The organism is Enterobacter cloacae complex sp. EB5 (assembly GCF_031432835.1).
GTDB classification, from domain to species: domain Bacteria; phylum Pseudomonadota; class Gammaproteobacteria; order Enterobacterales; family Enterobacteriaceae; genus Enterobacter; species Enterobacter hormaechei_C.
In genome coordinates this window covers 3,677,263-3,697,305 of the sequence record NZ_CP133860.1, presented here as the reverse complement: position 1 = coordinate 3,697,305, position 20,043 = coordinate 3,677,263, and the positions used below count along the sequence as shown (strand labels likewise).

General features: G+C 55.8%; 18 protein-coding genes. 11 read left to right on the top strand and 7 right to left on the bottom strand.

Features of this window, described 5'->3' with window-relative positions; genetic code table 11:
• Positions 1–126 precede the first annotated feature (126 nt).
• On the top strand, positions 127–954 hold the full coding sequence (gene fghA / locus RHN82_RS17780; RefSeq protein ID WP_047053370.1) for an S-formylglutathione hydrolase: 828 nt from the start codon (positions 127–129) through the stop codon (positions 952–954).
• Positions 955–1,223: 269 nt separating this feature from the next.
• Positions 1,224–3,209 (top strand): ligand-gated channel protein, encoded by a 1,986-nt coding sequence (locus RHN82_RS17775; protein WP_047053369.1) that lies wholly within the window; start codon positions 1,224–1,226, stop codon positions 3,207–3,209.
• 54 nt (positions 3,210–3,263) lie between these two features.
• On the opposite strand, the gene RHN82_RS17770 is transcribed toward RHN82_RS17775, so the two are convergent.
• Positions 3,264–4,733 (bottom strand): amino acid permease, encoded by a 1,470-nt coding sequence (locus RHN82_RS17770; RefSeq protein ID WP_015572314.1) that lies wholly within the window; start codon positions 4,731–4,733, stop codon positions 3,264–3,266.
• Between the two features lie 170 nt (positions 4,734–4,903).
• Positions 4,904–5,770 (bottom strand): DNA-binding transcriptional regulator YeiE, encoded by an 867-nt coding sequence (gene yieE, locus RHN82_RS17765; RefSeq protein WP_047053368.1) that lies wholly within the window; start codon positions 5,768–5,770, stop codon positions 4,904–4,906.
• Positions 5,771–5,867: 97 nt separating this feature from the next.
• On the opposite strand from yieE, the gene RHN82_RS17760 reads away from it, so the two are divergent.
• Both RHN82_RS17760 and nfo read left to right on the top strand, forming a co-directional pair.
• Entirely contained in the window at positions 5,868–6,914 is a 1,047-nt protein-coding gene (locus RHN82_RS17760) for a YeiH family protein (protein ID WP_047053366.1), read from the top strand.
• Between the two features lie 64 nt (positions 6,915–6,978).
• Positions 6,979–7,836 carry a deoxyribonuclease IV gene (nfo, locus tag RHN82_RS17755; RefSeq protein ID WP_047053364.1) on the top strand — a complete coding sequence of 286 codons (858 nt, stop codon included), beginning with the start codon at positions 6,979–6,981 and terminating at the stop codon, positions 7,834–7,836.
• Positions 7,837–7,911: 75 nt separating this feature from the next.
• Here the strand turns inward: nfo and fruA are convergent, their stop codons facing one another.
• From fruA to fruB, 3 genes are read right to left on the bottom strand one after another with little or no spacing between them, the layout of a single operon-like run.
• Entirely contained in the window at positions 7,912–9,597 is a 1,686-nt protein-coding gene (fruA, locus tag RHN82_RS17750; RefSeq protein WP_047053362.1) for a PTS fructose transporter subunit IIBC, read from the bottom strand.
• Between the two features lie 16 nt (positions 9,598–9,613).
• A complete protein-coding gene (gene fruK / locus RHN82_RS17745; RefSeq protein ID WP_006811313.1) occupies positions 9,614–10,552 on the bottom strand; it encodes a 1-phosphofructokinase in 939 nt (312 codons plus the stop codon).
• Entirely contained in the window at positions 10,552–11,682 is a 1,131-nt protein-coding gene (gene fruB, locus RHN82_RS17740; RefSeq protein WP_045333658.1) for a fused PTS fructose transporter subunit IIA/HPr protein, read from the bottom strand. The genes fruK and fruB overlap by 1 nt, the downstream gene beginning before the upstream one ends.
• A 75-nt stretch (positions 11,683–11,757) precedes the next feature.
• Between fruB and RHN82_RS17735 the strand changes: the two genes are divergently transcribed.
• Together RHN82_RS17735 and setB are read left to right on the top strand one after the other, a co-directional pair.
• Positions 11,758–11,937 carry a hypothetical protein gene (locus RHN82_RS17735; RefSeq protein WP_139152929.1) on the top strand — a complete coding sequence of 60 codons (180 nt, stop codon included), beginning with the start codon at positions 11,758–11,760 and terminating at the stop codon, positions 11,935–11,937.
• A gap of 103 nt (positions 11,938–12,040) precedes the next feature.
• Entirely contained in the window at positions 12,041–13,222 is a 1,182-nt protein-coding gene (setB, locus tag RHN82_RS17730; protein ID WP_047053359.1) for a sugar efflux transporter SetB, read from the top strand.
• Here setB and RHN82_RS17725 read toward each other — a convergent pair.
• Positions 13,219–13,473: a YkgJ family cysteine cluster protein gene (locus tag RHN82_RS17725; protein WP_047053358.1), complete on the bottom strand. Its 255-nt coding sequence runs from the start codon at positions 13,471–13,473 to the stop codon at positions 13,219–13,221. The two genes, setB and RHN82_RS17725, sit on opposite strands and share 4 nt — an antisense overlap.
• 164 nt (positions 13,474–13,637) lie before the next feature.
• Here RHN82_RS17725 and yeiP point away from each other — a divergent pair, with 164 nt between their 5' ends.
• Positions 13,638–14,210 carry an elongation factor P-like protein YeiP gene (gene yeiP / locus RHN82_RS17720; RefSeq protein ID WP_003859355.1) on the top strand — a complete coding sequence of 191 codons (573 nt, stop codon included), beginning with the start codon at positions 13,638–13,640 and terminating at the stop codon, positions 14,208–14,210.
• Positions 14,211–14,326: 116 nt separating this feature from the next.
• Here the strand turns inward: yeiP and uxuA are convergent, their stop codons facing one another.
• The gene (uxuA, locus tag RHN82_RS17715; protein WP_047053355.1) at positions 14,327–15,517 is read right to left on the bottom strand and encodes a mannonate dehydratase; all 1,191 of its coding nucleotides are present in this window, start codon (positions 15,515–15,517) and stop codon (positions 14,327–14,329) included.
• Positions 15,518–15,722: 205 nt separating this feature from the next.
• Between uxuA and RHN82_RS17710 the strand changes: the two genes are divergently transcribed.
• The 4 genes from RHN82_RS17710 to mepS all read left to right on the top strand — a co-directional run bounded on the left by RHN82_RS17710 (position 15,723) and on the right by mepS (position 20,031).
• Positions 15,723–17,189 (top strand): mannitol dehydrogenase family protein, encoded by a 1,467-nt coding sequence (locus RHN82_RS17710; protein WP_047053353.1) that lies wholly within the window; start codon positions 15,723–15,725, stop codon positions 17,187–17,189.
• A 123-nt stretch (positions 17,190–17,312) separates the two neighbouring features.
• Entirely contained in the window at positions 17,313–18,299 is a 987-nt protein-coding gene (locus RHN82_RS17705; protein WP_310398404.1) for a GTP-binding protein, read from the top strand.
• Between the two features lie 33 nt (positions 18,300–18,332).
• On the top strand, positions 18,333–19,046 hold the full coding sequence (locus RHN82_RS17700) for a phosphatase PAP2 family protein (protein ID WP_047053350.1): 714 nt from the start codon (positions 18,333–18,335) through the stop codon (positions 19,044–19,046).
• A gap of 415 nt (positions 19,047–19,461) precedes the next feature.
• Positions 19,462–20,031 carry a bifunctional murein DD-endopeptidase/murein LD-carboxypeptidase gene (mepS, locus tag RHN82_RS17695; protein ID WP_003859364.1) on the top strand — a complete coding sequence of 190 codons (570 nt, stop codon included), beginning with the start codon at positions 19,462–19,464 and terminating at the stop codon, positions 20,029–20,031.
• The last annotated feature ends 12 nt before the right edge of the window (positions 20,032–20,043 follow it).

The window sequence follows — 20,043 nt, the reverse complement described above, 5'->3', positions numbered from 1 at the left end:
TTGTTAAAGAAAAGTAAATTTATGATGCAACATCTCGCCGTCCTGCGAAAGTGAAAGTTGCTCACAGGTCAATGAAAACTCTGTATTATGCGTTTTATGAATAGTCTTTCGTATAAGGAGCCCTGCATGGAACTGCTCGAAGAGCATCGTTGTTTTGAAGGTCGACAGCAGCGCTGGCGGCACGACTCCACCACGCTGAATTGTGCTATGACGTTCAGCATTTTCCTGCCCCCTGCGGACAATCCACCGGTGCTGTACTGGCTTTCAGGCCTGACCTGCAACGACGAAAACTTCACCACCAAAGCGGGCGCCCAGCGCATTGCCGCCGAACTGGGCATTGCGCTGGTGATGCCAGATACCAGCCCGCGTGGCGAGGACGTGGCCGACGATGCCGGATACGATTTGGGTAAAGGCGCCGGGTTCTATCTCAACGCTACCGAACAACCGTGGGCGAGCCATTACCGCATGTATGACTACATTCGCGATGAACTGCCTGCCCTGGTGCACTCTCAGTTCGCGGTCAGCGAGCGCTGCGCGATAAGCGGACATTCGATGGGTGGCCACGGGGCGCTGATCATGGCGCTGAAAAATCCGGGGAAATACACCAGCGTGTCCGCATTTGCGCCGATTGTGAACCCAACGCAGGTGCCGTGGGGGCAAAAAGCCTTTACGCACTATCTGGGTGAAGATGCAGAAAAATGGCAGGAATGGGACAGCTGCGCGCTGATGCTGGCGAGCCAGCCAGAAGACGCTATCCCGATGCTGGTGGATCAGGGTGATGCCGATCAGTTCCTCGCCGGGCAGTTACAGCCTGCGTTGCTGGCGGAAGCCGCGCGCCAGAAGGACTGGCCGCTGACGCTACGCATACAGCCGGGATACGATCACAGCTATTACTTTATGGCGTCCTTTATTGAGGATCATCTCCGCTTCCATGCGGAGCATCTGTTCAGGTAAGTTCCGCCTTTTGCCCGGTAGCGCCTCCTGCCTGCCGGGTCTTTCCCCTCCCCCTTCTTTACATACTTCTATCCGCTTGAATCCAGCCTGTTTTCCGCCGCTCCAACTCAAACACAAATGATTTCAATTATCATTTGTGTTTACAATTCTACATTCTTTTGTACAATTCCAGGCTCTTCTCCATCTCAAAGAGTTCTTACAAGACAAAAACATACAGTTCTCAGGGTTATCCCGATGGAGTTTTTTTCATTTTTATACGGAATGTACAAATGACAATACCACGCATTAAGCTCCTGGCCGTCGCCATTGGCGCTGCCACATGTTCCCCCTTCGTTCACGCAGCCGATCAGGACACCGTTGTCGTCACCGCGACGGGTTTTGAACAAAAGATCCAGAATGCCCCCGCCTCCATCTCTGTGATTTCAAAACAGCAGATTGAAGATAAAGCCTACCGTGATGTTACCGATGCCCTGAGAGATGTCCCGGGCGTTGTCGTCACCGGCGGCGGGAGCAGCAGTGATATCAGCATTCGCGGCATGGCCTCTCAGTACACCCTGTTCCTGGTGAACGGCAAACGCGTCAGTACGCGAAGCACCCGCCCCAACAGCGACAACTCGGGTATAGAACAAGGCTGGCTGCCGCCGCTGGAGTCCATTGAGCGCATTGAGGTTATCCGCGGCCCGATGTCCTCACTTTACGGCTCCGATGCGATGGGTGGCGTCATCAACGTCATTACCAAAAAAGTCTCGAACACCAAAGCCTGGACCGGTTCGTTGCACGGCGATGCAACCTTCCAGGAAAACCATGATTCCGGCGATATCTTCCAGACCAACGCCTACGCTTCTGGTCCCCTGATTGACGGACTGCTGGGCGCAAAAGTGACGGGGCTGTTGTCACGCCGTGCCGAAGATAAAATCGTGAACGGGTATAACGAGCAGAAAATGCGTAACGGTGGCATTACGCTGAACTTCACGCCGGACGAGAAGAACGATTTCGACCTCGACTTTGCTCGCGAGCTTCAGGACAGAAACAGCACCCCAGGGATGTCGAAAGCGGCTGAAACCTGCCGGGGAACAACCTGTACGCCAAATACCAAAAGCGACTCGCGCTATGAGCACACGACCTACTCCTTAACGCACAGCGGGTATTACGACGACTTCAATACTACCAGCTATATCCAGCAGGAAGAGACCAATAATCCAGGTCGCGAAATGCGCTCCTATAACACCACCTTCAACAACCAGAACCAGATTTTCCTCGGCGATCATACGTTGACCCTCGGCGGGCAGTATCGCTATGAGAAACTTCGCGACAACGGAAATCAGCTGGAAGCAGCTGACGGCCTGAACAAACTGACGCGCTGGAGCTGGGCCCTGTTTGCCGAAGATGAATGGGCAATGACGGAAAGCTTTACGTTGACCGGCGGCCTGCGTATGGATAAAGACCAAAACTACGGTACGAACTGGACGCCGCGCGGTTACGGCGTATGGCACCTGGCCGATCAGTGGACGTTGAAAGGTGGGGTTTCTGCGGGCTATCGTGCGCCGGATCTGCGTCAGTCGTCTGCCAGCTGGGGCCAGGTGACAGGTGGCGGCCGTCTTGACGGTATCATCGTTGGCAACCCGGATCTGAAACCAGAGAAGAGCCTGAGCGAAGAGCTCGCCCTGCTCTGGGATAACAACGATAACCTGAATGCCGGGGTGACGCTGTTTAATACCGACTTCAAGGACAAAATTACGGAAGTTCGCCGCTGTAACAGCAGTGCCGATCCCGCCTGTACGATTGGCGGTCACAGCTATGATTTCGTCAGCGATCGCGTCAACGTGGACAAAGCCAACATGCGGGGTGTGGAGTCCTCCTTCGGCTGGAAAATCACGCGCGATGTGAACTGGACTGCAAACTACACCTATACGGAGTCCGAGCAGAAGAGCGGCCAGTTCTCCGGCAAACCACTGAACAAAATGCCGAAACACATGTTCAACACCACCCTGGACTGGCAGGCGACACCCGACGTCGGTTTCTGGAGCCGTCTGAACCTGCGCGGTAAAACGTCTGAGTACCTGAGCCGCACGTCAATGTCCCAGGGTACGCCGTCCTACACTCAGGTTGATGTCGGTATGCGCTACAACGCCAACAAAAACCTGCTGGTTACTGCCGGTGTGTATAACGTGCTTGATAAGCAGATTGACTACGATACGTATGACACCGTGCTGGATGGCCGTCGCTATACCGTTGGCATGACCTACAGCTTCTGATCTGCCCATAAAAAAGCCCGCTCAACTGAGCGGGCTAAAAGAGAGGAAGTGCGGTTATTGTTTAAATCGTTCCGGGAAATCCATTTCACTGTAGCGAACGAAGCGTGTTCCTTTCGTCAGTTTGTAGCCAAACCAGATGATCAGGAACAGCGGAATGCCAATATAGGTGGCCGTGACGGCGCCCCAGTCAATGGTGTCCGCAAGGAAGGCCTCATAGTTCTGACCCAGGGTAATGATCAGGCACAGAACGAAGGCGAAGATCGGCCCCAGCGGGAAGAACCCTGACCGGTACGGCAGATTATTCAGATCATGCCCCTGCTTGACGTACCCGCGACGGAAACGGTAGTGGCTGATGGCAATGCCCAGCCAGGCAATGAAGCCCGTCATACCAGAGGTGTTAAGCAGCCACAGGTAGACCGTCTGGTTGCCGAACATGGAGGTCAGGAAACAGAGACCCGCAATCACCGTGGTCGCATACAGCGCGTTGCGTGGCACGCCACCGCGAGACAGTTTCGAGAAAATACGCGGCGCTTTACCGTCGCAGGCCAGGGTGTAGAGCATACGAGTTGAGGCGTACATCCCGGAGTTACCCGCAGACAGTACCGCCGTCAGGATCACCGCGTTCATCACCGCCGCCGCAGAGAGCAGACCCGCGTGCTGGAAGACCAGCGTGAACGGGCTGACGCTGATGTCTTTGACGTCGTTACGCAGCAGGCTTGGGTCGGTATACGGAATGATCAGGCTGATAATCAGGATCGCGAACACATAGAACAGCAGGATACGCCAGAACACCTGACGCACCGCGCGCGGAATGTTCTTCTCCGGGTTTTCTGATTCACCGGCCGCGATACCAATCAGCTCCGTGCCCTGGAAGGAGAAGCCGACAATCATCGCCACGCCAATCATCGCCGAGAAGCCCCCGGCAAACGGCGCATCGCCTATAGTCCAGTTACTCCAGCCCGCCGGTTCAGCCCCTTTGAAAATACCAACGATCATCGCCACACCGACGACGATAAAGATGATGACGGTTGCCACTTTAATCAAAGAGAACCAGTATTCCGCTTCGCCGAAACCGCGCACGGAAATGTAGTTCAGCAGGAAGATGACGGCGAGGAACAGGGCGCTCCAGATCCAGCCCGGCGTGTCCGGGAACCACCAGGTCATTACCAGCTGTGCGGCGACGAGGTCAACGGCGATGGTCACCGCCCAGTTGTACCAGTAGTTCCAGCCCAGCGCGAAGCCAAAGCCTTCCTCAACGTATTTTTGTCCGTAGGTCGAAAACGAACCAGACACCGGCATGTATGCCGCCAGTTCGCCCAGGCTGGTCATCAGGAAGTAGACCATCAGGCCAATCAGGATATAAGAGAATAATGCCCCACCCGGGCCGGCTGCCGAAATCGTTGCGCCAGAGGCAACGAAAAGACCCGTACCGATGGAGCCGCCAATGGCGATCATCGTCAGGTGACGCGCCTTAAGTGCGCGACGTAGCGCGGGCGCTTGTGTGGTTTTAGTTTCTGAAACCATGTGAAAATGCTGTCCATTCAATAAATGAGGCGCGATTGTAGCAGACGATCTGCGTTGCTTCCGGCAGAAATACTCAGTTATAAGAGAGCTTCATGACTCGGCCAGGATTATAAGTAAAGCATAATTTTTCCCTCTCCCCTTTGGGGAGAGGGCTAGGGTGAGGGGCGCTTTTACATCGCGCAGTAGCGCAGAAAACGCTGGAGCGAGCTGGAAAGGTGTTTCTGACGATGATGGATGCACCACAGCGTGCGAACCAGCTTCGGCAGCGGAACGGGGATCTCAACCAGTGAGCCGGTTTCCAGCTGTTCGGCAATCACCCGTCGGGAAAGGCAGCTAATGCCCAGGCCATGGCGCACCGCATGCTTAATCGCCTCGGAGTTACCTAACTCCATCCCTAACTGGAACTGCGGCAGATGGGACAGCAGCAGATAATCGACAATCTCACGCGTGCCGGAGCCCTGCTCTCGCAGGATCCACTGCGCCTGCGCCAGCCGCTCCAGCGTCACCTCGCCCTGGAGTAAAGAAGAGGCCGGGGAGGCAAACACCACCAGCTCATCCTCCAGCCAGGGTTCCGCAATGATATCCACGTTATGACACGGCCCTTCGATAAGCCCGATGTCCACGCGGAAATCGATCACCGCGTTGATCACGTCCTGGCTGTTGCCGACGCTCATTTCCAGCGGCAGGGTCGGAAAATCCCGGCGGTAGCGGGCAATCACTTCCGGCAGGATGTAGTTACCGATCGTGCTGCTGGCGTAGACACGAATAGCGCCGTTGTCCTCGCGGAACAGCTGTTCGATCTCCGTCGCCTGCTCCAGCAAGGCCAGGGCACGCGGATACAGCAGGCGGCCATGTTCGTTCACCACCAGCCGCTTGCCTACCCTGTCGAAAAGCTGAACGCCCAGTTGCCCTTCAAGATCGGTCAAGGCCGCGCTAACGGCGGACTGCGAGAGCGCCAGCATTTGTGACGCCTGGGTTGTCGAGCCACTTTTCAGCACCTCGGCAAAAACTTCCAGCTGACGCAATGTAATGTGCATGGTTGCTTACCACTTATAAAGATTGATTATAAATATATAATCAATTTTATTTTTAAGCCAGAGCGCCGTAACCTTTAGCCAGACAAAGGAGAAGGTTATGTCAGAAATCACCTTACAACATCATCGTACAGTGTGGCACTTCGTGCCGGGTCTCGCGCTCAGCGCCGTGGTGACCGGCGTGGCTTTATGGGGCGGGAGTATACCGGCGGTTGCCAGCGCAGGGTTCAGCGCCCTGACGCTGGCCATTCTGATCGGCATGGTGGTCGGGAACACCGTTTATCCACACATCTGGAAATCCTGCGACGGCGGCGTGATTTTCGCCAAGCAGCATTTATTACGTCTTGGGATCATCCTCTATGGCTTCCGCCTCACCTTTTCGCAGATTGCGGATGTGGGCGTCAGCGGGATCGCCATCGACGTCCTGACCCTTTCGAGCACCTTTTTACTGGCGTGCTTTATCGGTCAGAAAATCTTTGGCCTGGATAAGCAAACCAGCTGGTTAATCGGCGCAGGCAGCAGCATCTGCGGCGCGGCGGCGGTACTGGCAACAGAACCCGTCGTTAAAGCCGAAGCCAGTAAAGTCACGGTTGCCGTCGCAACGGTAGTTATCTTCGGTACGCTGGCGATCTTCCTGTATCCGGCCATGTATCCGCTGGTGGCGCACTGGTTTAGCCCGGAAACCTACGGCATTTATATCGGCTCAACCATGCACGAAGTGGCGCAGGTGGTGGCGGCTGGTCACGCCATTAATCCGGAAGCAGAAAACGCGGCGGTCATCGCCAAAATGCTGCGCGTGATGATGCTGGCCCCGTTCCTGATTTTCCTCGCGGCGCGGGTTAAACAGCTGGCTCCGGCAGGCGGCAGCGAGAAAAGCAAAATCACCATTCCGTGGTTTGCGATCCTGTTCATCGTGGTCGCTATCTTCAACTCTTTCCACCTGCTGCCAAAAGCGATGGTGGATATGCTGGTCACGCTGGATACGGTCCTGCTGGCGATGGCAATGGCGGCGCTGGGCGTCACCACGCACGTCAGCGCGCTGAAAAAAGCCGGGGCGAAACCGCTGCTGATGGCGCTGGTGCTGTTCATCTGGCTAATCGTTGGCGGTGGTGCGATTAACCTTGCGGTACACAGCCTGTTGGCATAAACCATCTCGTCCTTCTCCTGTTAACCCGTTATCATAGGCATTTCGGGTTAACAGGAGTCTTTTTATGAAATATGTTGGAGCGCACGTCAGCGCTGCCGGTGGCCTTGCGAATGCCGCCATTCGCGCCGCCGAAATCGAGGCGACCGCTTTCGCCCTGTTCACCAAAAACCAGCGCCAGTGGCGCGCAGCTCCCCTCACTGCGGAAGTGATTGATGACTTCAAAGCCGCCTGCGAGAAATACCGCTATGGACCTGGCCAGATCCTCCCACACGACAGCTATCTGATTAACCTCGGCCATCCGGTTGCTGAGGCGCTGGAAAAATCCCGCGAAGCGTTCCTGGATGAGGTTCAGCGTTGTGAACAGCTGGGACTGACGCTGCTGAACTTCCATCCCGGCAGCCATCTGATGCAAATCGACGAAGACGCTTGTCTGGCGCGCATTGCCGAGTCAATTAACATGACGCTGGATAAAACCCAGGGCGTGACGGCGGTGATTGAGAATACCGCCGGTCAGGGCAGCAACCTCGGCTTTAAGTTTGAGCATCTGGCGGCGATCATCGACGGCGTGGAAGATAAATCCCGCGTGGGCGTGTGCATTGATACCTGCCACGCGTTTGCGGCCGGTTATGACCTGCGCACAACCGAGGCCACAAAAAATACCTTCGAGGAGTTCGAGCGTATTGTTGGTTTTAAATACCTTCGCGGTATGCACTTAAACGATGCTAAAAGCGCGTTCGGCAGTCGCGTTGACCGCCACCACAGCCTGGGCGAAGGCAACATCGGCCACGATGCGTTCCGCTTTATCATGCAGGATGCCCGCTTCGACGGCATTCCGATGGTGCTGGAAACCATCAATCCGGATATCTGGGCGGAAGAGATTGTCTGGCTGAAGGCACAGCAAACCGCTGAACAGGCGGCATAAAAAAAGCCGGGTGCGTAACGCGCCCCGGCTCTTTTTGTAGGTCGGGTCAGGCGAAGCCGCCACCCGACACCGCTTTTAGGCTGCTTTTGCGACCACTTCCGCTTCCGGGCGCTTCAGCACCGCGTAAGACAGGCCTGCCACCAGCGTACCGGCAATAATCGCCAGCAGATAACCCAGCACCGGCGTAATGGCGCCAGGGATCAGCAGGACGAACAGACCGCCGTGCGGCGCCATCAGTTTCGCACCTACCGCCATGGAGATAGCCCCCGTCACCGCACCACCCACGATACAGCACGGCAGAACACGCATTGGATCGCGCGCCGCAAACGGGATTGCGCCTTCGGTGATGAAGCACAGGCCCAGCACCAGCGCCGCTTTACCGCCTTCCTGCTGCGCTTTATCGAACTTACGACGGGCGATGATTGTCGCCAGGCCAAGCGCCAGCGGTGGCACCATACCTGCCGCCATGATCGCCGCCATCGGCGCATAGGTCTGGGTACTCAGCAGGCCAACGCCAAACGCATATGCCGCTTTGTTTACCGGCCCCCCCATGTCGCTACACATCATACCGCCGAGGATTGCGCCCAGCAGCACCGCGTTCGCCGTCCCCATGGTTTGCAGCCAGTGGGTCAGACCTTCCAGAATGCCCGCGACCGGCTTACCAATCAGGTAAATCATCGCCAGACCGACCATCAGGCTGGAGATCAGCGGGATGATCAGGATAGGTTTCAGCGCCTCCATACTCTGCGGCAGCTTCAGCTTCGAGCTAATCAGCTTCGCCACATAACCGGCGAGGAAACCGGCAATGATACCGCCGATAAAGCCAGAACCGGTGCTCACGGCCAGCATACCGCCGATAAGACCCGGCGTCAGACCCGGACGGTCAGCAATGGAGAAGGCGATAAAGCCCGCCAGCACCGGCACCATCAGCGCAAACGCGGAGCCGCCGCCAATCTGCATCAACGCGGCCGCCAGCGTGCCCGGCTCTTTAAACGCCTCGATACCAAAGGCGAAGGAGAGCGCAATACACAGGCCGCCCGCCACCACCATCGGCAGCATGTAGGACACGCCGGTCAGCAGGTGGCGATACGCGCCCGCAGACTCTTTTTTCCCTTCGGTCGCAGTTTTAGCCGCACCGGTTGCCTGATACGGTTTGGCTTCTGCCAGCGCCTTATCAAACTCCTGCGCAGTTTTCTTCAGCGCCAGGCCGGTAGAGGTGCGGTACATCGGCTTCCCGGCAAACTTCGCCAGATCCACTTCGATATCCGCCGCTACAATCACCAGATCGGCTTCTGCCACCTCTTCCGGCGTGATGGCATTGCCTGCGCCCACGGAGCCGCGGGTTTCAACCTTCACCCACCAGCCGCGTTTTTTCGCTTCGGTTTCAATGGCTTCAGCCGCCATAAAGGTGTGCGCTACACCTGTCGGGCAGGCCGTTACCGCAACAATGCGTTTCGGCCCAGCGACGGCAACCGGCGCCGCCTCAACGGGGGCGCTGTAAACCGTGGCGTGACCTTTCGCTTCGCTCAGAAACAGTTCAGGGTGTGCCACCGCGCGATTAATATCACCCAGCCACACTTTTTTGCCGTTCAGGGCGCTGTCCGCGGGGATTTTGTCGCCCAGAACAATCGCCATTTCAGCATCACCCGGGTTATCAATGATATCCAGGTGCGCTTTTTGTGCCGCCGCGCCCAGCAGGGTCTTCGCCATATAGGCACGAGCCTGTCCGAGACCGGAGTCAATGATCAGCAGCGTTTTCATTATTCCTCTCCTGCTGTTAGTTAAAAGGTTTTAAGTCAACGCGCGCCATCATCGCGGCTAACTGGGTACGATCGGTAATACCAACATTGCTCTGGCTCACAGCCAGGGCCGCAACGGCGGTAGCAAGACGTAAGGTATGTTCACTGGATTCGCGCATCAGCAGACCGTAGATCAGACCGCCAACCATCGAATCCCCGGCACCTACGGTGCTGACCACCTCCATTGAAGGCGGTTTGGCAATCCATTCCCCGGAGGCGTTAACCCACAGGGCACCTTCTGCACCCAGCGAAATCACCACGTGAGCGATACCCTGCTCGCGCAGCGCATGGGCAGCGTCAATCACATCCTTTAATTCTGGCAGCTTACGGCCCGCCCAGATCTCCAGTTCGCGGCGGTTAGGCTTAACCAGCCATGGCGAGGCTTTCAGACCGGCGACCAGCGCGTCGCGGCTGCTGTCGAAAATAATGCACGGGCACTGGCTGCGCAGGCGCGTCATCCAGTCGGTGAACGCTTCCGGGCTGACGCCGGACGGCAGACTGCCGCTGACGCACACCATGTCAAACTGGCCCAGCCAGCTCAGGGAATCGGCAACAAAGCGCTCCCAGTCAGCCGGGGTCACTTCGAAGCCGGAGAAGTTCAGATCGGTCACTTCACCGTCTTTCTCGGTCAGCTTAACGTTGATGCGGGTACGGCCCTGCACAACCTGAAAACGGTTAGCGATGCCCAGTTCACTGAACAACTGCTGAAAACCGTCCTGGTTGTCTTTACCGAGGAAACCGCCAACGGTGACATCGATGCCGAGATCTTTCAGCACCTTCGCCACGTTAATCCCTTTCCCTGCGGCATGCAGGCCGGTCGTCCGCACCAGGTTAACTTCGCCACGCTCAATTTCCGGGCAGAAGCCCACCAGATCGTAAGCCGGGTTCAGCGTAATGGTCGCAACACGTCTGCTCATTATGCGCCCTCCCCCAGACCGGCCGCGATGGCGTCGCCAATCGCTTTCAGCGCCTGTTCAGCATCCGCACCCTGCGCGGTAAAGCGCAGACGATGGCCTTTCTTCACGCCCAGCGCGACAACTTTCATCAGGCTGCGCCCGTTGGCTGGTTTACCCGAACCGTCCAGATTGGTCACGGTGATCTCACTTTCAAATTGTTTAATGGTATTCACCAGCATGGTGCCCGGACGGGCATGCAGGCCGTGTTCGTTACGCACCACGTACTCTGCGCTCAGCAGGTCATCCGTCAGCGCATCGTCGCTGGTCAGCAGGGCCAGCACCGTCGCCGCGTCTGCGTTCAGCAGTTTTTCAGCTTTATTGTTCAGCAGCAGATCGCCCAGACGCTTCAGCACGGAAACCGGCTGATCGTCCGCCATGGCAACCGTTACCAGCATGGCGGCGCGTTCGCCGTCTGTCTCAAAGGCAACCGCAGCACGGCTGACCGCGATAGCGCTACGCAGGTTGCCTTCAGCACTGTCGTTCAGCCAGATGCCCTGACCCAGGTTTAATGGCTTATCATTGATGGCGCGCGTCACAAAAGTGGTATCCGCCGCACCGACCTCTTTCAGGCGAGCCGCGTTCAGCGCCTGGAGCGTCAGCAAATCGGACGCAACGACGTCCAGCGTCAGGGTTTCATTATCCAGCTTCAGCGCTTCGCTCTGTTTTTCGCCCATCAGCAGGGCACGCAGCTCTTCAGCAGTGGTAGCGGATTTAAGCTGTTCCGCGACGGCATCATCACTCAGCACGTGCGTCAGCTGACGCAGCAGGCCCAGGTGTTCGTCACCGCTGGCCGCGATGCCAATTGCCACGTAAGCCACCTGACCCTCGCCCCACAGCACGCCCTGCGGGAACTGGAAGACCTGCACGCCGGTTTTCAGCACCTGATCGCGGGTGTCCGTGGTGCCGTGCGGAATTGCAATACCGTTACCGAGGAAGGTGGAGGTCTGCTGTTCACGCGCCAGCATGCCGTTGACGTAGCCGTCAGCCACGTTGCCAGCCTGCACGAGCGCAGCGGCGACCTGGCGAATAGCCTCTTCTTTATTCCCGGCCTGTTCGCCCGGGTGAATATCCTGAACAGATAACTGGAACATGATTCTCCTCTCCTGCTGAAATTGAATCGTTTCAGCTTAACTGAGAAAATAAGCGCTAGCCTGCTTCGTCAGGACATGCATGATAGCGCTGAAACGTTTCAAGAAGTCTTGTCTTTTCTACAAAAGGTTGCAAGAAAAGTTACATTTCTTGTTGCAGAATTTAGAAGTGCAGCACATTTCTTCTTCAGTCGGGAGGTTTTTGCTGATGTTCAGCAAACAGGTTCAGCACGCTTCAGCGAAACGGCGATAAACTGAAATGCTATTTTGATTTATTGTGGCAATCTTGATTTTGCCCTCTGTTTATTTAATGACAGGCGGCGTAAACTCCGCCTCTCTCTGTTACTCGCAAAGACTGAACATGCATAACACCCCCGCTGCCGCCTCACCAAAGCCTTTTGATTTGACGTCAACGGCGTTTTTGATCGTTGCTTTTCTCACCGGTATTGCCGGTGCGTTACAAACGCCTACGCTGAGCCTGTTTCTGACCAACGAAGTCCACGCCCGCCCGGCGATGGTTGGCTTCTTCTTTACCGGGAGCGCCATCATCGGCATCTTCGTCAGCCAGTTTCTTGCCGGGCGTTCAGACCGCAAAGGCGATCGCAAAAGCCTGATCGTTTTTTGCTGCCTGCTCGGGGTGTTTGCCTGCCTGCTGTTTGCCTGGAACCGTAACTACTTCATTCTGCTGTTTGTGGGCGTCTTCCTGAGCAGTTTCGGCTCGACCGCCAACCCGCAGATGTTCGCCCTTGCCCGTGAGCATGCCGACCGCACCGGGCGGGAAGCGGTGATGTTCAGCTCGATACTGCGCGCGCAGGTGTCGCTGGCGTGGGTGATTGGCCCCCCGCTCGCCTACGCGCTGGCGATGGGTTTTGGCTTTACGGTGATGTACCTCAGCGCAGCCGTGGCCTTCGTGGTATGCGGCGCAATGGTCTGGTTCTTCCTGCCCTCCATGCGCAAAGAGCCGAAAGTGGCGACCGGTACGCTGGAAGCTCCGCGACGCAACCGCCGCGACGCGCTGCTGTTATTCATTATCTGTACGCTGATGTGGGGCACCAACAGCCTCTATATCATTAATATGCCGCTATTTATTATTGATGAGCTGCATCTGCCGGAGAAGCTGGCCGGGATCATGATGGGAACCGCCGCGGGGCTTGAGATCCCCACCATGCTGATTGCGGGCTATTACGCGAAGCGCTTCGGCAAGCGCTTTTTGATGCGCGTCGCCGCCGTAGCCGGGCTGCTTTTTTATGTCGGTATGCTGACGGTTCATACGCCAGCCCTGCTTCTGGCTTTACAGCTGCTGAACGCCATTTACATCGGCATTCTGGCCGGTATCGGCATGCTCTACTTCCAGGATCTGATGCCGGGTCAGGCAGGCTCTGCCACCACCCTTTATACTAATACCACCCGCGTGGGCTGGATTATTGCAGGCTCACTGGCGGGCATTGTGGCTGAAATCTGGAACTATCATACGGTGTTCTGGATTGCGCTGGTGATGTGCGTCCTGACGCTGAGCTGCCTGACGCGGATCAAAGATGTTTAAGGTGCGGTGAGCGTTTCCAGCTCAAGCAGATAAGTGATGGCCTGCTGGCGCGTACTGCCGCACATTTCGGCGGTTGGCTGAAGCCCGGAGCACACCTTCGGGCGCAGAGGCGAGCCAAAGATCATGCACAGGTTAGTGTCAGAGAGCTGAACGCAGCGGGTATTGGCAGGCTTGCCCTCCGGCATGCCTGGAATGGGGCTTGAGATGGACGGTGCGGTACAGCACGCGCCACAGTCGGAACGACAATCCATACATGCTCTCTGTTGGTGGCAAATGCCCGTGCAGTCGGGCATTGCGCGCACAGTAACACCTTTTATGTATTGATAGCAAAACCCACGAATTCCGCTTGCCTGAAAGGCCGCGCGCGAGTAATTTGGCGCGATATTTTTTACCTCCCGTAAACAGGATTACTGCAATGCCAAGAGCGAACGAAATTAAGAAAGGTATGGTACTGAATTACAACGGCAAACTGCTGATTGTGAAAGATATCGACATTCAGGCACCCAGCGCCCGTGGCGCAGCAACGCTGTACAAAATGCGTTTCTCCGATGTCCGCACCGGCCTGAAAGTGGAAGAACGTTTTAAAGGCGACGATATCGTTGATACCGTGACCCTGACCCGTCGCTACGTTGATTTCTCCTACATCGACGGCAACGAATACGTGTTCATGGATAAAGAAGATTACACCCCGTATATCTTCACCAAAGATCAGATCGAAGAAGAGCTGCTGTTTATTCCTGAAGGCGGAATGCCGGACATGCAGGTGCTGACCTGGGATGGCGTGCTGCTGGCGCTGGAGCTGCCGCAGACGGTTGATCTGGAAATTGTTGAAACGGCGCCGGGCATCAAAGGCGCGTCTGCAAGTGCGCGTAACAAACCGGCTACCCTGACTACCGGTCTGGTCGTACAGGTGCCAGAGTACCTGTCAGCGGGCGAGAAAATCCGTATCCATATCGAAGAAAAACGCTATATGGGTCGTGCTGACTGATCGTGCTTTTCGCCCGGTGGCGCTACGCTTACCGGGCCTACAAAAAACCGGCTCTGATGCCGGTTTTTGTGTTTTTGTAGGCCGGGTAAGGCGCAGCCGCCACCCGGCAACAAACTTTACAGCAGTTCAGGATACTTCGTCATTTTCAGCGCCAGCTCGATACCGCGCACTTCCGCCATCCCTTTCAGACGGCCAATTGCCGAATACCCTGGATTCGTTTTCTTGCGCAGATCGTCCAGCATCTGGTGCCCGTGATCCGGACGGAACGGGATAGGACGTACATCTCCCGCCTGCTTACGACGTACCTCTTCAGCGAGAATGGCATCCACCACCGCAACCATGTTCACGTCGCCGCCAAGATGCGCTGCTTCATGGAAGGTTTTTGGGTTCTCTTCACGGCAGGTTGCACGCAGGTGGGTGAAATGAATGCGATCGCCGAAGGTTTCGATCATTCGCACCAGATCGTTATCCGCCCGCACGCCATACGAGCCCGTACACATGGTAAAGCCGTTGTAGATGCTGTCGACCGTCTCTTTCAGCCACTGCATATCTTCAATCGTAGACACGATACGCGGCAGGCCTAGGATAGGACGCGGTGGATCGTCCGGATGAACCGCCAGCCGCACGCCGACTTCTTCTGCCACCGGCACGATAGCGCGCAGGAAGTGCGCCATGTTTTCACGCAGCTGGTTTTTATCGATATCGCCATATTCCGCCAGGCGCGCGCGGAACTGATCGAGGGTATAGCCCTCTTCCGCCCCCGGCAGGCCCGCGATGATATTGCGAACCAGCTTTTCAATGTCCGCTTCACTGGCGGCATTGAACCACGCCAGCGCCTGCTGTTGCTCTTCGGCAGTGTAGTCTGCTTCCGCCCCCGGACGCTTCAGAATGTGCAGTTCGAAAGCCGCAAAAGCGATTTGATCGAAACGCAGCGCCTTCGAACCATCGGCCATTTCATATTCCAGGTCGGTACGCGTCCAGTCCAGAATTGGCATAAAATTGTAGCAGACGGTATCAATACCACAGGCTGCCAGGTTACGAATGCTCTGCTGATAATTCGCAATCCAGTTATCACACTCACCGGAGTGGGTTTTGATATCTTCGTGAACCGGAATACTTTCCACAACAGACCAGGTTAAACCCTTCTCTGCCAGCTGAGCCTGACGCTTTTGGATTTCCTCCACCGGCCACACCTGACCGTTCGGAATATGATGCAGCGCCGTGACCACACCCGTTGCGCCAGCCTGACGCACATCATCAAGAGAAACCGGATCGTTCGGCCCGTACCAACGCCAGGTTTGTTCCATTGTCCCACCCTCTCAAGTTGTTATACCAATATGTGTTACTTCAATGACGACTACCATACATGTTTAATCGAAGTGGTCAATACAGCACGCGGCATTGATTGATCAAACTCACATAACAGGGATATTTACGGCTTACCAATTTAATTTGTTGTCATATAACTTTACACTGGCATTGTTAATTAATGGTTAATCAGGTGTGTATTACATGAAGACTATTGCCTCCACCGCGCTTCCTGCTCATGTCCAGCAGCCCCGCTACGATCGCGAGCAGTTACGCTCCCGCATCGTCCATTTCGGTTTTGGCGCGTTCCACCGGGCGCATCAGGCGTTGTTAACAAACCGGGTACTGAATGCCAGAGGAGGCGACTGGGGAATTTGTGAGATTAGCCTCTTTAGCGGCGATGTCCTCATGCGCCAGCTCCGGGCGCAGGATCATCTGTTTACCGTGCTGGAGAAAGGCGCCGAAGGCAATCAGCCCATTATTATCGGTGCGGTAAAAGAGTGCCTGAACGCAAAACTCGACTCGCTGGCAGCCATTATTGAGAAATTCTGCGAACCGCAGGTGGCAATTGTCTCCCTCACCATTACCGAAAAAGGCTACTGCATCGATCCGGCGACGGGAAAACTGGATATGCAGAACAGCCGCATCCTGCACGATCTTGAGCACCCGTCTGAGCCGCATTCCGCGCCGGGTATTCTGGTCGAAGCGCTTCATCGCCGCCGCGAGCGCGGCCTGCCGGCGTTTACCGTGCTCTCCTGCGACAATATTCCCGACAACGGCCACGTGGTGAAGAATGCCGTTCTCGGCATGGCCGGAAAGCGTTCCGCAGCGTTGGCCGGATGGATCGAAGCGCACGTGAGCTTCCCTGGCACCATGGTCGACCGAATCGTGCCCGCCGCCACCGACGCCTCACTCGCGGAAATCGCCCGGGAACTTGGCGTTGAAGATCCCTGCGCCATCAGCTGTGAACCGTTCATTCAGTGGGTAGTGGAAGATAACTTTGTCGCCGGGCGTCCGGAGTGGGAGGTTGCAGGCGTACAGATGGTTGAGGATGTCCTGCCCTGGGAGCAGATGAAGCTGCGGATGCTGAACGGCAGCCACTCCTTCCTGGCGTATCTGGGCTACCTTGCCGGCTACGCGCACATAAATGAATGTATGCAGGACGACAGTTTCCGCGAGGCGGCCCGCAGGCTGATGCTGAATGAGCAGGCCCCTACGCTGCGCATCACCAACGTTGATCTGACAGCCTATGCTGACAGCCTGCTTGACCGCTTCGCCAACCCGGCGCTACAGCACCGCACCTGGCAAATCGCCATGGACGGCAGCCAGAAGCTGCCTCAGCGCATGCTGGATGGGATCCGCGTGCATCTTGAGCGTCACACCGCCTGGCCATTACTGGCGCTGGGGGTGGCGGGCTGGATGCGCTACGTCAGCGGTACGGACGAACAAGGCAACGCCATTGACGTACGCGATCCGCTGAGCGACAAGTTTCAGGCCATTGTCACTACCAGCAGCGACGCAGAACGCGTTAGCACCCTGCTGACGCTAAATGAAATCTTTGGCGACGACCTGCCGCAAAACCCTGTCTTTGTCGAAGCAATCACCAGCGCGTACCAGCGCCTCGTCCGGCTCGGCGCGCGCCAGGCCGTTATCGAAACGTTAAAAATTTAGCGATTATTGCGTTTAAGGCGAACGGTTTTGTGCTCCGTTCGCCCTCCCTCTTCTCAATGCCCGATTTTTTCGTCAGGATGATAGATAGTTGTTACTACATCACAATTATTTATCGGAGCGCACGTGACCAAAACCAACCTGATCACCGGTTTTCTCGGCAGCGGTAAAACTACGTCCATTCTGCATTTGCTGGCCAATAAAGACCCGGCGGAAAAGTGGGCCGTGCTGGTCAACGAATTTGGCGAAGTGGGGATCGACGGCGCGTTGCTCGCCGACAGCGGCGCGATGGTGAAAGAGATCCCGGGCGGGTGTATGTGCTGCGTGAATGGTCTGCCGATGCAGGTAGGGCTGAATACGCTGCTGCGTCAGGGCAAGCCGGACCGGTTGCTGATTGAGCCTACCGGGCTGGGTCATCCTAAGCAAATCCTTGATTTACTGACCGCCCCGGTATACGAGCCGTGGCTTGAGCTGCGTGCGACGCTTTGCCTGTTAGACCCCCGCCAGCTGCTGGATGAAAAAGCGATCAATAACGACAATTTCCGCGACCAGCTCGCCTCGGCAGATATTATCGTGGCGAATAAATCCGATCGCGCGACGGCTGAGAGTCAGGCCGCGTTCGAGTCCTGGTGGCAGAAGGCTGGCGGTGGACGTCAGTATGTGCAGACCACCCAGGGCAACATTGATGGCGCCCTGCTCGACCTTCCCCGCCTCAACCAGACGCAACTGCCTGCCAGCGCTGAGCATTCGCATAGCCACGGTGCGAAGCAAGGCCTGGCTGCACTGAGCCTGCCGGAACATCAGCGCTGGCGTCGAAATTTGAACAGCGGCCAGGGGCACCAGGCCTGCGGGTGGATCTTCGATGCCGATACGGTTTTCAACACCATTGGTATCCTGGAGTGGGCGAGACTGGCGCCGGTTGAGCGGGTAAAAGGGATCATGCGCACCCCGGGTGGCCTGGTGCGCATTAACCGTCAGGGCGAGGATTTCTTTATTGAAACCCAGAACGTTGCGCCACCCGACAGCCGGATAGAGTTAATTAGTGCGGTTAATACCGACTGGAATGCCCTCCAGTCAAGCCTGTTGAAGCTTCGTTTAAGTTTGGGCGGCTAACGTTGCCCCTGATTTCACACATTGCTGAAGACTATGACGACTCGACTTCCTGCTATTTTATTGCTCAACGCCGCCGGTCTGGCGATCTTTTTCTCCTGGTATATCCCGGCGGATCACGGTTTCTGGTTCCCGCTGGATTCCGGGCTGTTCCATTTCTTTAACCAGGCGCTGGCGAAGAGTGAAGCCTTCCTGTGGCTGGTGGCGATCACCAACAACCGCGCGTTTGACGGCTGTTCGCTGCTGGCAATGGGCTGTCTGATGCTCTCCTTCTGGCTGAAGGAAGACAAAACGGGTCGTCGCCGTATTCTGATTATCGGTCTGGTGATGCTGCTGGCTGCGGTGATTATCAACCAGCTGGCGCAGCATCTGATGCCGGTTAAACGCGCCAGTCCGTCGCTCTTTTTCCCGAATATTAACCGCGTCAGCGAGCTGCTTCATATTCCAACCAAAGACGCCTCGAAGGACAGTTTCCCGGGCGACCACGGTATGATGCTGCTGATTTTCGCAGGCTTCATGCTGCGCTATTTTGGTAAAAAAGCCTTCGCCATCGCCCTGGTTATTGTGGTGGTATTTGCATTCCCGCGGGTGATGATTGGCGCGCACTGGCTGACAGATATCGCCGTAGGCTCCCTCACGGCGGTGTTAATTGGTTTACCGTGGGTGCTGATGACCCCCCTGAGCGATCGCATAATAGCCATTTTTGATCGCTATCTTCCCGGCAAATTTAAACAAGCCGGAAACAAATAAATAACGAAAATTAACACCATTCATCAGGGATCGTTTTCGATCCCTGAGTCACTTCTTTGCGGCGTCATTCAACGCTGTCATCATCCCGTCATACTATTCGTGATAAAAATGAAGCAATTGCGGGGATTACCGGTATGAATGGCGGCATTTTGAGCAATTCCGCGCTGTAACTTTGTGTATCACATTTTCTTATAAAAAATCGGACTTTTTTGCTCGCAATACCCCGTGCAATCGGTTAACCTCGAACTCGTTTTGCCCCACTGAGATAATTATTATCATGGTGAATAATTTTGTGCGTTGAGCCACAGTTTTCACCATAAAGAATTGTCTCATTGTGAACAGATAATTAGTCTCGTCACGGTTGGCATTTTTATAACGATATTTTCGTTAAGGACTTCAAGGGAAAACAAACAAAATGGTCAAATCTCAACCAATCTTGAGATATATCTTGCGGGGGATCCCGGCGATTGCAGTGGCGGTTCTGCTTTCGGCATGTAGTACGACGAATACCGCGAAGAATATGCATCCTGAGACGCGTGTTGTGGGAATGGAAGATTCCTCCTCACTGCAAGCCTCTCAGGATGAATTTGAAAATATGGTACGTAATCTCGACGTTAAGTCGCGTATTATGGATCAGTATGCTGACTGGAAAGGCGTGCGTTACCGTCTGGGCGGCAGCACCAAGAAAGGTATTGATTGTTCCGCGTTCGTACAGCGTACGTTCCGTGAGCAGTTTGGGTTAGACCTTCCGCGTTCTACTTATGAACAGCAGGAGATGGGCAAATCCATTTCGCGCACTAAACTGCGCACGGGCGATTTAGTCCTGTTCAGAGCGGGTTCAACCGGTCGACACGTTGGCATCTATATCGGTAACGATCAGTTTGTCCATGCTTCCACCAGCAGTGGTGTGACGATTTCCAGCATGAACGAACCTTACTGGAAGAAGCGCTACAACGAAGCTCGCCGCGTTCTGAGCCGTAGTTAATATTGCTGTCGT

Bases quoted from the DNA above. Each gene is read 5' to 3' on its own strand.
- RHN82_RS17760 (WP_047053366.1), top strand. From the start codon at position 5,868: ATGTCAGAAATCACCTTACAACATCATCGTACAGTGTGGCACTTCGTG.
- fruB (WP_045333658.1), bottom strand. From the start codon at position 11,682: ATGTTCCAGTTATCTGTTCAGGATATTCACCCGGGCGAACAGGCCGGG.
- setB (WP_047053359.1), top strand. From the start codon at position 12,041: ATGCATAACACCCCCGCTGCCGCCTCACCAAAGCCTTTTGATTTGACG.
- yeiP (WP_003859355.1), top strand. From the start codon at position 13,638: ATGCCAAGAGCGAACGAAATTAAGAAAGGTATGGTACTGAATTACAAC.
- yieE (WP_047053368.1), bottom strand. From the start codon at position 5,770: ATGCACATTACATTGCGTCAGCTGGAAGTTTTTGCCGAGGTGCTGAAA.
- uxuA (WP_047053355.1), bottom strand. From the start codon at position 15,517: ATGGAACAAACCTGGCGTTGGTACGGGCCGAACGATCCGGTTTCTCTT.
- fghA (WP_047053370.1), top strand. From the start codon at position 127: ATGGAACTGCTCGAAGAGCATCGTTGTTTTGAAGGTCGACAGCAGCGC.
- RHN82_RS17700 (WP_047053350.1), top strand. From the start codon at position 18,333: ATGACGACTCGACTTCCTGCTATTTTATTGCTCAACGCCGCCGGTCTG.
- RHN82_RS17775 (WP_047053369.1), top strand. From the start codon at position 1,224: ATGACAATACCACGCATTAAGCTCCTGGCCGTCGCCATTGGCGCTGCC.
- RHN82_RS17735 (WP_139152929.1), top strand. From the start codon at position 11,758: ATGCATGATAGCGCTGAAACGTTTCAAGAAGTCTTGTCTTTTCTACAA.
- fruK (WP_006811313.1), bottom strand. From the start codon at position 10,552: ATGAGCAGACGTGTTGCGACCATTACGCTGAACCCGGCTTACGATCTG.
- RHN82_RS17710 (WP_047053353.1), top strand. From the start codon at position 15,723: ATGAAGACTATTGCCTCCACCGCGCTTCCTGCTCATGTCCAGCAGCCC.
- fruA (WP_047053362.1), bottom strand. From the start codon at position 9,597: ATGAAAACGCTGCTGATCATTGACTCCGGTCTCGGACAGGCTCGTGCC.
- nfo (WP_047053364.1), top strand. From the start codon at position 6,979: ATGAAATATGTTGGAGCGCACGTCAGCGCTGCCGGTGGCCTTGCGAAT.
- RHN82_RS17725 (WP_047053358.1), bottom strand. From the start codon at position 13,473: ATGGATTGTCGTTCCGACTGTGGCGCGTGCTGTACCGCACCGTCCATC.
- RHN82_RS17770 (WP_015572314.1), bottom strand. From the start codon at position 4,733: ATGGTTTCAGAAACTAAAACCACACAAGCGCCCGCGCTACGTCGCGCA.
- mepS (WP_003859364.1), top strand. From the start codon at position 19,462: ATGGTCAAATCTCAACCAATCTTGAGATATATCTTGCGGGGGATCCCG.